We start from the raw sequence: 14103 nt of genomic DNA on the forward strand, positions 1-14103 counted from the left end.
CACGGTCGGGCCGTTCTCAAACCGGTGCTGCCCCTAGCGCGGCGTGTGGTCAGCGGTGTTCCGCATGAGGTCTGCGGTTTCGTCGGGTTTCGCCAGGGCGTGATGGAGCAGCCGCGACCTCGCCCCTAGGATCGCCCTGACTGAGGGGACACACATGGACGTGCGTGAGATGACGCTGCAGGAACTGCTCGGCGGTCCGAAGCAGTACCTGGTGCCGCTGTACCAGCGGCCCTACGCGTGGGAGGTCCGCCAGCGGAAGCGGCTCTGGAACGACATCGTCGAGCTGGCGGAGACACGTCGCACCAACCCGAGCGCCACCCACTTCATGGGATCGCTCGTACTCTCGACCGGAGCGATCGTTCCGACTGGCATGGAGTTCCTCGTCGTGGACGGCCAGCAACGCCTGACGACGCTGACGATCCTGCTGTGTGCGCTCCGCGACTACCTGCGGGCCCACCAGCCCGATCAGCCGATGCTGGCCGAGAGCATCCACGAGCAGTACATCGCGGACCGATTCAAGCCGGGCGATGCGCGCCTCAAACTCCTGCCGACGCAGGCGGATCGGAACGCATTCCGCGCGATCGTCGACGGTGCGGTCGGAGCGGACTCCGCTTCCGGGGTCGGACAGGCGTACTCGTTCTTCCGACGCGAGCTCGAGCTAGCAGACGACCCGGACGACGCGCATGACATCGAGCGCATCCGTGAAGCTGTTCTCGGTGGACTGTCCTTCGTCTCGATCACGGCTCGAGACGAGGACAACGTCTACCGGATCTTTGAGTCGCTGAACAACACCGGGCTCCGTCTCACCCAGGGCGACCTCGTCCGGAACTACCTGTTCATGCGGCTCGGGTCTCGGGGCGAGTCGGTGTACTCGTCGTGGTGGCTGCCGATGCAGGAACGCCTGAGCGTCAATGACCTGGAGCTGATCTTCTGGCTCGATGCCGTCGCCGACGAGCCGCTGCTCAAGCAGGGGGACATCTACAGCTACCAGCAGGCGCGCCTCGCCAAGATGGATGACGAGTCCGTCCTGCGTGAGATCGAGCGGTTCAGTCGACTGTCCGAGTACCTCGACCTCGTTCGCGATCCGTCTCGCGAGCCGGACCCGGCCGTCCGTCGCCACCTGCAGCACCTCGCCGAGTGGGGCTCCGCCACCACCGTTCCCCTGACGTTGCGTCTCCTCGCGCGCCGTGCGGCCGGCACCAGCTCCTCGGAGGAGGTGGCCGGCGCGCTCGACGCCATCGAGTCCTACATCGTGCGTCGGACCATCGGCGGGCGTCCGGGACAGGGTCTGAACCGGACGATCCTGCAGGCGTGCGGCGAGCTGGACGACCGTCCGGTCGACCGCGTGCTGCTCGACTACTTCTCGACGGGGCGGAAGTACTTCGCGACCGACGAGCAGGTCCGCGATGCCGTCCGCTCCCAGCCGTTCTACCTCCGCGGGCTCCGCACGCAGCAGAAGCTCATCCTCAAGTGGATCAGCCAGTCCATCAACCCGCGCGAAGAGGTCGACGTCGAACAGTCGACGATCGAGCACATCCTCCCGCAGACGATCACGCCCGAGTGGCGCTCCGAACTCGAGGCAGACCTCGAGGACGGCGAGACGGTCGAGGCGCTCCACGAACAGCTCGTGCACTCCCTCGGCAACCTCACGCTCACCGGGTACAACTCGCAGCTGAGCAACCGACCGTTCCCCGCGAAGCAGACCGACTACCGACGAAGCAGCTTCACCGCCCTCAACGAGCTGGTCCTCGAGGCCGGGCGATGGGGACGACCGGAGATCACTGGCCGCGGTGAGTGGTTCGCAGACCGCATCATCGAACAGTGGGTTGGTCCGAACGAGCACGCACAGCCGGTCGCCACCGGACGCGACTGGTCCCTCGTGCACCAGGCGATCATGGCCATCCCCGCCGGACGTTGGTCCTCCTACGGCGACGTTGCGTCGCTGGTCGGCACACACCCGGTCCCACTCGGTGTCCACCTCGCCAGCACGCCGATCCCGGGAGCGCACCGTGTCCTGCAGGGCGGCGGCACGATCTCGTCGGGCTTCCGCTGGACTGATGCGGACGACGAGCGCGACCCACGTGTAGTGCTGGAAGAAGAGGGAGTTCATTTCGGGGCGAACGGCGCCGCTGACGAATCTGCTCGGCTCTCGACCGCCGAGCTCGCCGAACGCATCGGCCTCGTCGTGGACGAGGCAACGACCGACCCGGTCGCTGACGGGACGTTCCACGGTCAACTCGCGAGCGCGAACCCGCCCGCCGTCGTGAGCGCTGTCGACGCGCTCTTCGCCGCGTGGCGCGAGCTCGGCGGCACGATCGACTTCGGCGGCGGTCGAGAGAGCAGCGCCTTCGTGGTCGCTCCTCGACGAACCGTCACCGGACCGTCGCACTGGCCCCTCGCGATCTACCCGATTGCGGGCAGCGTCGAGGTCGTCTTCCAGCATCTCCGGGTGCGCCCGCCGTTCGACGACGTCGCGCTCCGTCACGAGTTCCGGAACCGCTTGAACGCCGTTCCCGGGATCGATCTGCCGGACAACAGGATCGACAAGCGGCCATCCTTCCCGCTCGAGGTACTGACCGACGAAGCGGCGAGGGACGGAGTCGTCGAAGCGCTGCGCTGGTTCGCTCAGGTGCTCGACCGCACGACCGACGAGGAGCACGCAGCGTGACCGAGAACAACGAGGAGCTCACGATGTCCGACCAGATCGAGCTCGTGAGCGACGGCGACGGCATCGCTGTGATCGGTGCACCCTCCGCCGTCGAACAGTTCCTGCGCACCGAAGGACTCGGCGACACTGGCTCGCCAGCGGTGTCGGAGCTGCCGCTCACCACACTCGGAAGCCTCGGGCAGATCACCGCTGCCGGGATGGCCAGCTCCGGGAAGTGGGTGCAACTCGCAGACGAGTCCGCTGCCATCGCCCGCAAGTTCGCTCTGGTGAAGAACAGCCAGACGGGCCTGAGCACGGGCATTGCGAAGGCGGCCGACGGCAAATTCGTCGCAAATCTGCAGTTCGCCTCGGTCGGGTCGCTGCTCAACCCCACGACCATCGCCAGCATCGGCACGATGATGAACCAGATGGCACTCCAGAAGTCGATCGACCGGCTCGGCGAGTACCTCGAGGTGATCGACGAAAAAGTCGAGGACGTCCTGCGCAATCAGCAGGACGCAGTCCTCGCCGACATGATCGGGGTGGACTTCGTCATCGAGGACGCAATGACCGGCCGTGCTTCCTCGGGGCGTGTGGACGAGGCCACATGGTCGAAGGTCCAGGGGACCTCCGCGACGCTGGCTCGGACCCAGGCGTACGCGCTCCGGCAGCTCGACGGCTTGGCGCAGAAGCTCGAGAAGAAGATGAAGTTGGGGGAGTTGGCGGACGCGACGCAGACCATCGAGCCGAAGGTCCGCGAGTGGCTCGCCGTCATCGCACACTGCCTGCAGCTGCAGGACACCCTCGACGTGCTCGAACTCGACCGGGTGCTCGACGCGGCACCGGAGGACGCGACCCAGAAGCGCCTCGCGCTCAAGGCGATCCGCGAGAACCGCATCGAGCGGATCACCGGAACCACCGGCCAGCTGATCGAGCGGATGGACGCGGCGGTGACACGGGCCAACTCGAAGGTGCTGCTGCAGCCGATCCCAGCCCGTGCCGTCGTGCAAGCGAGTAACGAGGTCGGGGCAGCCGTCGGCACGTTCCACAGGCGGATCGGGGTCGGGCAGGGGCACGAGGGCATGGACGCGAAGCGCTGGTTGCAGGCCGTCGGTGAGTTCCGCGACAGAGCAGTCGAGGAGAGCACAGAGGGTCTGGATGCAGCGAAGGCAATCGGGTCGTCAGCAATTGGTCGCGCTCGTCTCGCTACAGGAAAGATCGCGGCGGACATCGCGGAGCGGGCGCTCGGAGAGCGGGACGGGGACAGCGGCCGTGGTTGAAGGACGACGGCCAATAGCGACCCACCTCGGTAGCAAGTCGTCAATTCATTCGCACCCCTGATCAACCCGGATGAAACCCGTGCTCGCGAACGGAATTGAGGCATCGAGGTCATAGCCGCATTCGCTGATTCTGTTGAGGCTGGTGATTGACGTCCGCTGCGATCATCACAACCCTGACGTGCGGCCTTCGGCGCAGTGGTAGGCGCATGTGCAATCGGAATGCGACGTACGATCTCGAATGTCCCTGAGAATAAGTGCGAGTTCACTTCATCCTATGAGCACGATGAGTTCACCTCGCTGAGGACCGCGTTGGTGGTCAAGAACTGCGGGGGAGGCGCATTACTACCCTAGTGAGGCTGAGCACCGGGATGTTGGTTGGTGCGGCTGAACCAACTACACTGCTGTCGAGGTGGCACGCGGCCGGTTGATGGGTCAGGAAGCGGTCTGCATGCACGACGCCTCGTTGGAGCGCAGACCGAGTCGTTGGGCTTGCGCTGGTCGGACCACTCGACCTCGGGGCCTGACGGAGGCAGCCGCCAGGCCCCGGCCCCCGGTGTGCCTCGCTCGGTCGCGGTCGTCCAACGGCTTGTCGAAGGCGCGCGCCCTTATAGTCGAGACGACACTGTCAATTCAGGTGAAGTCAAACTTTGAAAGCGAGAACAGCATGCCCGTCCCCCGTAGTGGCGCCCTCAGCATGACATGGGTCGGGAAGGGGAATAAGCTGCGAACGACCGAGGAGGGGCGCTACGGCTACGACTGGGTTGATAGGGCAGACCCGAGAGCCACGGAAGTTCGCTTGCTCGAGCCCATTCGGCGTATCGGTGAGCAAGATGGGGACAATGGTGCTGAGGAAAACCTGCTCGTAGTGGGCGACAATGCAGATGTCTTGCGCTCGTTGAACAAAGTCCCAGAGTTGGCGGATAGATATTTCGGGAAAATCAAACTTTGCTACATCGATCCTCCTTTTAACACCGGTGGGGCTTTTGGCACTCATTACGATGATGCGCTGGAGCATTCGATATGGCTGACAATGATGGACGAGCGTCTACGTCTGATTCAACCACTTCTAAGACGAGATGGTTCAATCTGGGTGCATGTTGACGAGAACGAAAGTCATCGCATGCGTATGCTTCTCGACGAGGTTTTCGGTATCGAGGCTTACGCGGGGGAGATTGTCTGGCAAAAGACGTATGCCGCAAAGATGGACGCCAAACACGTTCCGGGTTCTCACGACACCATCTTCATATATCGGCAGCGAGGCGGGACGTGGCAACCGAAGCCTTTGAAGGGGAAGGCGAAGGTGAAGTTCCCCTTCACAGAGACAGATGGACGTAAGTATGCTACTTTTCCTCTGCGAAAGTGGGGCTCGAACTCGCTCCGCGAAGAAGCTCCGTCCGGGTGGTTTCCTATCACGGCGCCGACTGGTGACGAGGTTTGGCCAATCCGTCCCGACGGTCGGGAGGGAACGTGGCGTTGGGGGCGGGACAAGATCGCTAGCGATGCCCATCTAATCGAGTGGAAGAACGGACGGAACGGTGAGTTACAGCCCTACGTCAAGCAGTACGCGCAGAACGCGGGCGAAGAGTCGATCCCTGTGGACTCCTGGTGGGATAGATTCAAAGCGGGCACCAACAAAGACGCCAAGCGGCATCTGCGTCAACTGTTTCCGAACCAAGACGTCTTCGCGACCCCTAAACCTGAAGTTCTCCTGTCCCGGATAATTCAAGTGGCGACGGACGAAAACGATATTGTCCTAGATTGCTTTGCCGGCTCTGGCACGACCGCTGCGACGGCCCACAAGCTGCGCCGCCGATGGGTGACATGCGAATTGTCATTGGCCAACGTGGACCGCTTCATCCTTCCCCGCCTGCGCGCTGTAGTGGATGGCACGGATACCGGGGGCGTAAGTGGGGAGTCGACCCTGATACTGTCTGCAGACTCTCCTGCCTTGGACGTGCTGTCGCCCGAACAAGCGTTAGAGTTCGGGAAGGTGCTTCGCACCATGGCTGCGGAGCTCGGTTTATCCAAGTCATCGGCCGTCAAAGAGCTGCGCGACGCTGTCAAGACGACAATGGAAACCAAATTACAATGGACGGGAGGTGGTGGGTTCACCTTTGCTCAACTTGCACCCAAGATGTATGACGTGATTGAGGGCATCACGGTGCTCACTGACGCAGCGAAGGGAGCCCGTTTCGCTGACCACGTCGCCGCTCAACTCAACTTCCGCCGTGCACAGCATGGACCGTTCGTTGGCGCCCGCGGTAATCAGCGGCTTGCTGTGCTCGATGGGGTCGTTTTCGAGGAGGACTTGCGTCAGTTGCAAGCCGAACTCGAACCGACAGAGTCGGCTGTCGTCGTGGTTTCTGGATTGGACGCATCGGCGCAACGATGGGCAGCGGCGCACCGCTCGTCCGTTCGTGTCGTTCGGGCGCCCGACTACCTCAACTTTTGGAAGGCCTCCCGTGCTTACCTATGATGCCGCTCTCGTCGAGCGCGTGGCTACTGCGTTCAGTTTGCGATCGCCAAATAAGAAGGCATTGGACAAGCTCGTTTCATTGCTTAGCGACCCGAGCTCAGCTAGCGAGCTAGTTGTCAATCTCGCTACTGGCGTCGGTAAGACATTCCTGATGGCAGCTTTGGTTGAATATCTCTCACAACAGGGCATACGAGACGTCCTAATCGTTACGCCGGGACGAGTTGTTCAGGCGAAGACAGAACAAAATTTCACAGTTGGATCACCGAGGTTTATCGAGGGTGCCGATTACCAGCCAGTCGTCGTAACGCCGTCAACCTATAAGGCACAAGCGGCTGACCTCCAAGATGCTCAACGCGTCCGCATCTTCATATTCAACATACAGCAGTTGCTGTCGTCGAGGGAGGGAGTGAATCTTGGGACACGCAAGCTACAAGAAGACTTCGGTTCTAGTTTATATGAGCATCTGCAGAAGTTGGATAGCCTTCATGTAATCGCTGATGAGCATCACCTCTATCATTCGAAGGCCAAGGCATTCAGTGCGGCAATTAGTGAGCTGGGAGCGAAGCATGTTGTCGGCTTAACTGCAACCCCCGACCCCGAAGACAGGGGAAAGCTGGTGTTCGAATACACCCTAGGCGACGCTATCGCTGATGGATTCGTGAAGCGACCCGTGATTGTATACCGGCCGAACGGGACCTCGACCGAGAAGCTGCAGCTGCTAGACGCCATCGACGTGCTCAAGGCGAAGTCCGCAGCCTACGATCTGGAGGCGCAAGCTCGAGGCCGGCAAGTTCATCCCGTTCTGTTTGTCGTCGCCTCCTCGATCGATCACGCTAATGATGTCGGTGCGATGCTTGCCACTAGCGAGTTCTTTGGGTCTGCAGAGGCAGTTTTAGTTGTGACCTCCGAGTCCAGTCAAGACGACCTGGAGTCGCTCGAAGCGGTGGAAAGTGCCGACTCGCCAGTGCGAGTGATTGTGTCCGTGAATAAGCTCCGGGAGGGCTGGGATGTCAGCAATATTGCCGTCCTGGTCGCCTTGCGCAAGTTGGCGTCTCAAGCCTTAACGGAGCAAGTTATGGGGCGTGGCCTACGTCTCCCGTTTGGAACTCGGACGGGACGCTCGCTGGTCGACTCCCTTGACATAATCGCTCACGATTCTTATAAGGCACTGCTCGCGCAAAAGGATCTGCTAGCAGCGCGAACGCTCCCCGAAGCAAAGTCCGTGGCGCCCGCCGAGGTGGACCAGCAAGGCTACGCACCCGCGCCGGAGAACATTGCGGATGATGCGGTGGAAGACGCTGAGTTGGAGAAATGGGGTGTAGCCGAAGGGCTGTCCACGCCAGGCCTACTGGAATCGGTACAGCGACTAGACTCCATCGCCTTAGTCAGCGACTCCTCGGGTGCTCCTCTCGTGGAGGCGATGTCAGTGAGTAGTCGTCTTGATAAGAGTGACGGTGAGTCCGTTGTGGAGCGCGTCGTTCCACCGAACTGGACCTTCAGCTTTCCGCTGCCGAGGGTTGCTAGAGATGTGGTTCCATTCGAACTTGTTTCCATTCCTGACCAGGTGATCGATCTTGCTGGGCGACGCCATCAAGCAAGTATTGAGTCAGACGAGGTGCGACGCACTGAGGTTACGAGTCAGCGATTGCAGGAACGGATGGTGATTGGTACGCGCGACGAAGAGAATTTGCAGGTCACACACAAGGACGTGGCGGACCGAGACGACGTGATCAAGAGTCTGCGTGAGGCCGTCATTGATGCCGCTCCCGAGCTACCGCGGACGCCCGCTACGATTGCGCGTGTTAGTAAGATGGTGGATAGGTATCTCGAGAATGCGGGACCGTCGGAACATTGGACTAAGCCCTGGTTGGAGCGTGCTAGACAGGGGCTCGTGTCTGTGATTCGCGCACAAACGAGTGAGCATCGTAAATCCCTCAAGTGGTCAGTCGATCTCGAGAAACTGATTGTACCCAATCGAAATGATGTTGTCCTCGGTGACGAGTTGCAGGCGCACCTAGGCTCCGTCACCCCTCGTCGGCATGAGGTTGTTGGGGGTTGGTATAAACATGCAATGGCCCTAGCTAAGTTTGACGCAGTCGCAACGGAATTCAATATTGCTCTGATTCTTGATCTTGCGCCTAGTATCGTGCATTGGCTGCGGCTCGAGCCTGCCGATGGCGTGTTTGTTCAAGGCGGAGCCGGATACGTGCGTTACTTCCCGGACTTTGTTGCTCTCGATTCGGATGGCGTTTTATGGCTGATCGAGGGAAAGTCCGATTCGGACGCTCAATCTGCGCCGGTCAATGCCAAAAAGGAAAGCGCGAACGAATGGGCGAGGCGCGCATCTGACTCCGAATTGTTCTCGGAAGAGTGGCGCTACATGTTCGCGACGGAAACGTCACTGAAAGCAGCTGGCGGCACTTGGGCCGGGTTGAAGGCTAGTGCGGATATTGGCGGTAGCTGAGCAAGGTGCGACGGCCCTTCGGAGAATCGTGGAGCCTAAGGGTTGAGCGATCGAATGACATCTCCTGGTCGAGCCCCCTGTGTCCGTCTGTTTTTGTCGTATTCGGATTCCTCTCCTGCGGGGGTGATCAAAGAGCGGTAGTTCAGGTTGGGCTCGATGGGACGCAAAGTGGTTTCGGGCGCTGCAGCGTGTGCGAACTTGGGGTCCGTGCGCCGGTCAACCGGGTCGCACGCGCTATGGGCTGGCCGGGTGCAGTCGTCATCGTCATCGTCGAGTGTGTCTGCACCCGGCCCTATGCTTCCATCGCGGCAACTGACGAGGGGGAGCGCATGCAGATCACCACCGACCGCCAGGTCCTCCTCAGCCCGAGCGACCTCAGCACGTGGGCGACCTGCGAGTGGGCGTTCCTCCGCCGCCTCGACGCCAAGCTCGGCCGCGGCGGCCCCTTGCCCGACGAGCACGACGACATGCTCGAGCGCACCGCCCGCCTGGGGGACCAGCACGAGCTCGACTACCTCGACATCCTCAAGCAGACGCGCGACGTCGTCGAGTTCGAGCGACCCGCACCACCGGACTACGCCAGAGCAGCAGCCGAAGCGCGAGACGCATTCGCCGACGGCGCCGACGTCCTCTACCAACCGACCTTCCACGAGCCGCCCACCCCCGACCGCCCGGGCTTCATCGGCTTCGCCGACTTCATCCTCCGCAACGACCAGGGCGCCTACGAGGTCTACGACACCAAGCTCGCCCGCCACGCCAAGATCAGCGCCCTGCTCCAGCTCGCTGCCTACGCCGAGCAGATGCAGGTGCACGGCATCCCCACCGGCGAGCAGGTCCACCTGGTCCTCGGCGACCGGACGACGACCACGCACGACCTCGCCGACATCGCCCCGGTGTACCGCACGCAGCGCGCCGAGCTCGAGCGGGTCATCGCCGAGCGGATGCAGGAGCACGAGGAGCTGCAGTGGGGCGACCCCCGGTACTCCAGCTGCGGCCGCTGCGCGATCTGCCAGACCCAGGTGCAGCAGCACCGCGACCTGGTCCTCGTCGCCGGCATGCGCCTCGACCAGCGGACGAAGCTGATCCGGCAGGGGGTGCGGACGATCGACGACCTGGCGGACCGCACCGCGGCCGTGCCCGGCATGTCGCGATCCACGCAAGAGCGGCTGGTCCGTCAAGCGCGCCTCCAGACCGAGACCGAAGCGGAGCGGAACCGAGCGGCCGCACCCAATGCGAGCGACGCAAGCAACCACGCGACCAAGCCGCGCTTCGAACTCCACGACCCCCGCGCCCTCGACGCGATCCCCGCACCCGACCCCGGCGACGTCTTCTTCGACTTCGAGGGCGACCCCCTCCACACCGAGGACGGCGTCCACTGGGGCCTCGACTACCTGTTCGGCCTGGTCGACGACCGCGCCGACTTCACCGCCTTCTGGGCGCACACGATCCGCGACGAGCGCCAGGCGCTGCTCGACTTCCTCGCCTTCATCAAGCAACGCCGAGCGCAGCACCCGGGCATGCACGTCTACCACTACGCGGCGTACGAGCGGACGCACCTGCTGTCCCTCGCCGCCCGGCACGGCGTGGGGGAGGACGACGTCGACGACCTGCTGCGCGCCGGCGTCCTCGTCGACCTGTACCCGATCGTGCGCAAGGCCCTGGTGGTCGGCAGCCGCAGCTACTCGATCAAGAAGCTCGAGCCGCTGTACATGGGCGAGGACCTCCGCCTGAGTGACGTGACGAACGCCGCCGACAGCATCACCGCGTACGTCGAGGCGATCGCGGAACTCCGGAACGGCGACCCCGCGACCGGCCAGCGCATGCTCGACCAGGTCGCCGACTACAACGCCTACGACTGCCGCTCGACACTGCGGCTCCGTAGCTGGCTGCTGTCGCTCCGGCCGCCGCAGACCGAGCCGGCGACCGACGAGGCCGAACTCCTGCCGCCGATCCCCGTGGAGCGCGAGCCGGACCCCGTGTACACGGCCCTCGCCGCCCAGATCGCGGACGTCGACCCCCTCGACCGAGACGCCGACCAGACCGCCCTGGCGCTCGCGGCCGCCGCGATCGACTACCACCGCCGCGAGGCCAAGACCTTCTGGCAGGACCACTTCGACCGCCTCCGCAACCCCGTCGACGACTGGGCCGACACCCGCGACGTCCTCGTCGTCGAGCGCGCCTCCGTCGAGCGGGACTGGGACACGCTGCCGCGTGCCCGCTCGCAGTCACGCGAGATCCGCCTGTCCGGGACCCTCGCGCCCGGTTCGCGCATCCGGCCGGGAGGCACGCCCCACCTCGTCTACGACGACCCACTCCCGCGGTCGGTCACCGCTCCGGCGCCGGGTTCGAAGGGCGCGTCGGCTCGCGCGGTCGTGCTGGAAGCGGCCGACAACGGCGATGCGTTCGAGGTCCTGGTGAAGGAGAGCCTGCCGGTCGGCGGCGGCGAGCCCCACCACGACTTCCCGGTCGCCCTCGCGCCGGCCGCCCCACCCCGGGCGAAGCCGCAGCCCGAGGCGATCGCCGAGTGGGGGCAGGAGGTCCTCGACGCCCTGCCGTCGATGCTGCCGGACCCCGCGCTCGACCTGCTGCGCCGGGTCCCGCCGCGCGGCGCACTCGCTCCGGTCGCCGGGGACGACACCGTCTCGGCGGTCGTCACGACGCTGCTCGGGCTCGACCGGTCGTACCTGGCGATCCAGGGCCCTCCCGGCACGGGCAAGACGTACGTCGGGTCGAACGTCGTCGCGCGGCTCGTCCGTGAGCACGGCTGGCGCATCGGGGTCGTCGGCCAGTCCCACGCCACCTCGGAGAACTTCTTGTCGTCGGTGGTGCGCGCCGGTGTGCCCGCCGACCGCGTCGTGAAGGTGCCGAAGTCCGGTGCGACCGAGCACGAGCTCGAGGCCGCCGCCTGGACGCCGGTGAAGAACAACGCTGCCGTCTCCGCCTTCCTGTCGTCGTGCGCCGAGACCGGCACCGGGGGAGTCGTCGGCGGGACGGCGTGGGCCTTCGCGAACGAGGGCACGATCCCGCGACGCTCCCTCGACCTGCTCGTGGTCGACGAGGCCGGGCAGTTCTCGCTCGCCCCGACCGTCGCGTCCTCGATCGCCGCGCAGCGCCTGCTCCTGCTCGGCGATCCGCAGCAGCTGCCCCAGGTGTCGCAGGGGTCGCACCCCGAGCCGGTCGACCAGTCGGCGCTCGGGTGGCTCGCGGACGGGGAGCACGTGCTCCCGCCCGAGTTCGGTTACTTCCTCGCGCACACCCGCCGCATGGAGCCCGCGCTGACGGCTTCGGTCTCGGGCCTGTCGTACGACGGGCAGCTGACGTCGATCGTGAGTGGTCGGCACCTCGACGACCTCGACCCTGGCGTCCACCCCGTGCCGGTCGTCCACAGCGGGAACACGACGTCGTCGGAGGAAGAGGCCGCACGGGTCGTCGAGCTCGCCCAGAACCTGATCGGCCGCCGGTGGGTCGACGGCGAGGTGACTCGGCCGTTGACGGACGAGGACGTGATCGTCGTCGCGCCCTACAACGCGCAGGGAGCGCTGATCCGCGAGGCCCTCGACCGCGCCGGACTCCGCGGGACCCAGGTCGGCACGGTCGACATGTTCCAGGGGCGCGAGGCCGTGGTGTCCATCACGTCGCTCGCGGCCTCGAGCGCGGCAGACATCCCGCGCGGACTCGACTTCCTGCTCATGCCGAACCGGCTCAACGTGGCGCTGTCCCGGGCGCAGTGGGCGGCGTACCTCGTGTACTCGCCGGCGCTCACCACCGGGCTGCCCCCGTCGATCAGTGGGCTGTCCCTGCTCTCCCGGTTCATCGAGCTGGTCGAGCCGCCCCGCTGAGGCGGTGGCAGCCCCCGAAGCGGGGAGTGCTTGTCCTTGAGCGGCACTCATAGGATCTGGTCGTGATCGATTTCAGCAACGGTGCTCTCTTCAAGCTCGCGCAGTGCGACCCCGCGGAGATCGCGCCGCAGGTTCAGCAGCTCCTCCTCGACAACGAGCAGATCCTCGTTGCAGCAAAGACCATCCGCGACTTCGTCGTCTTCACGGACAAGCGCATCATCGCCGTGAACGTGCAGGGCATGACCGGGAAGAAGCGCGACTTCACATCGCTGCCGTACAGCAAGGTGCAGTCCTTCTCCGTCGAGACTGCTGGCACCTTCGACCTTGACGCCGAGCTGGACCTGTGGTTCAGCGGACTCGGAAAGGTGCGGTTCGAGTTCAAGGGCCGCTTCGACATCACCTACCTCGGCAAGCTCGTCGCGCACCACGTGCTGTAAGCATTCGGGTTTGGCGAGGGAGACGAGTTAGCGATGACGTTCTGGTGGGCCTCGCAGGGCAAGAACTACCGAGTGGCGATACCGCAGGGGACACTCTGGTCCTGCCCTATCGTCCGAGCTGATGGGCGGGAAGTACTCAGAAGCGATCGTCTCCCTTTGCAAGCGATGCAGCGGGACGACGTGGTGTTCCACTACGGCAGGCAGTACCTGCGCGCCATCAGCCGCGTGTCGGCGCCGTGGGTGGCTGCGCCGCGGCCACCGGGGTACCCGAAGATTCGGTCCGGTGATCTCGATGAGGGTTGGCTGGTACGGGTCGAGCCGGTCGTGACCGAGCTGTCCATCGGATTCGATGAGTTGCGCAACGTGGTCGGGAGCGGTCCTGGCCGACCCTTCGGCAAGGATGGGCGCCCGGCTCAGAAGTACTTGTCGACCATCACAGAAGCCGAAGCGGCGACCCTGCTCGACAAAATCGGCGCCGCAGCGCCCGACCTCGTCGAGACAGCGGAACTCATGTCGCTCTCGCTCCCGACAGACATTTCAATCCGCGGCACCGCCCGCGTTGAGCAGGCCGAGCTGCGGCGACACCTACTCCACTCGAGAAGCGAAGCGCCGTGCGCGGTTTGTCGCCGTGTGCTTCCCGCGTCCCTTCTGGTCGCCGCTCACGTCCTGCCCCGGACCCTGCTGACGGATTCGGAACGCATGGACTTCGAGCACGTTGCGGTTCTGATGTGCGTTCTTGGTTGTGATTCTTTGTACGAGCGGGGCTACCTCACAGTCAGGGACAGGCAGGTGAAGATCGGCCGTCCTGCCGACACGCCAGCAGTTGCCGACTCTGTTGGCGCATTGGTCGGCTCCAGCGTGGAACCCGTGTCCCTCCAGCAGGAGAGCCTCTTCGCCGAGCACGCTTCGCTTCATCTCGGCGGTCCAAGCCGTCGCACCTTCAAGCGATGAGCGCGTTCG

At 64.2% G+C, this 14103-nt stretch carries 7 protein-coding genes; all 7 read left to right on the plus strand.

The genetic code is table 11. The features are described from left to right. Nucleotides 1-154: 154 nt before the first annotated feature. Nucleotides 155-2668, plus strand: coding sequence for a GmrSD restriction endonuclease domain-containing protein (locus PIJ49_RS09390; RefSeq protein WP_271826431.1), 2514 nt, complete (start codon nt 155-157; stop codon nt 2666-2668). Continuing rightward, entirely contained in the window at nt 2665-3927 is a 1263-nt protein-coding gene (locus PIJ49_RS09395) for a hypothetical protein (protein ID WP_271826432.1), read from the plus strand. Before PIJ49_RS09390 ends, PIJ49_RS09395 begins: the two co-directional genes overlap by 4 nt. 796 nt (nt 3928-4723) lie before the next feature. Continuing rightward, entirely contained in the window at nt 4724-6403 is a 1680-nt protein-coding gene (locus tag PIJ49_RS09400; RefSeq protein ID WP_271826433.1) for a site-specific DNA-methyltransferase, read from the plus strand. Further along, complete coding sequence (locus PIJ49_RS09405; protein ID WP_271826434.1) at nt 6390-8867, plus strand: DEAD/DEAH box helicase; 2478 nt, start codon at nt 6390-6392, stop codon at nt 8865-8867. Before PIJ49_RS09400 ends, PIJ49_RS09405 begins: the two co-directional genes overlap by 14 nt. 329 nt (nt 8868-9196) lie before the next feature. Then, nucleotides 9197-12706 (plus strand): TM0106 family RecB-like putative nuclease, encoded by a 3510-nt coding sequence (locus PIJ49_RS09410; protein ID WP_271826435.1) that lies wholly within the window; start codon nt 9197-9199, stop codon nt 12704-12706. 62 nt (nt 12707-12768) lie between these two features. Beyond that, complete coding sequence (locus PIJ49_RS09415; protein ID WP_271826436.1) at nt 12769-13143, plus strand: PH domain-containing protein; 375 nt, start codon at nt 12769-12771, stop codon at nt 13141-13143. Between the two features lie 156 nt (nt 13144-13299). Beyond that, nucleotides 13300-14094, plus strand: coding sequence for a hypothetical protein (locus PIJ49_RS09420; RefSeq protein WP_271826437.1), 795 nt, complete (start codon nt 13300-13302; stop codon nt 14092-14094). Nucleotides 14095-14103: the final 9 nt, after the last annotated feature.

The organism is Curtobacterium uvaldense (genome assembly GCF_028307415.1).
In the GTDB taxonomy this organism is placed as follows: Bacteria; Actinomycetota; Actinomycetes; order Actinomycetales; family Microbacteriaceae; genus Curtobacterium.

Bases quoted from the DNA above. Each gene is read 5' to 3' on its own strand.
- PIJ49_RS09390 (WP_271826431.1), top strand. From the start codon at position 155: ATGGACGTGCGTGAGATGACGCTGCAGGAACTGCTCGGCGGTCCGAAG.
- PIJ49_RS09410 (WP_271826435.1), top strand. From the start codon at position 9,197: ATGCAGATCACCACCGACCGCCAGGTCCTCCTCAGCCCGAGCGACCTC.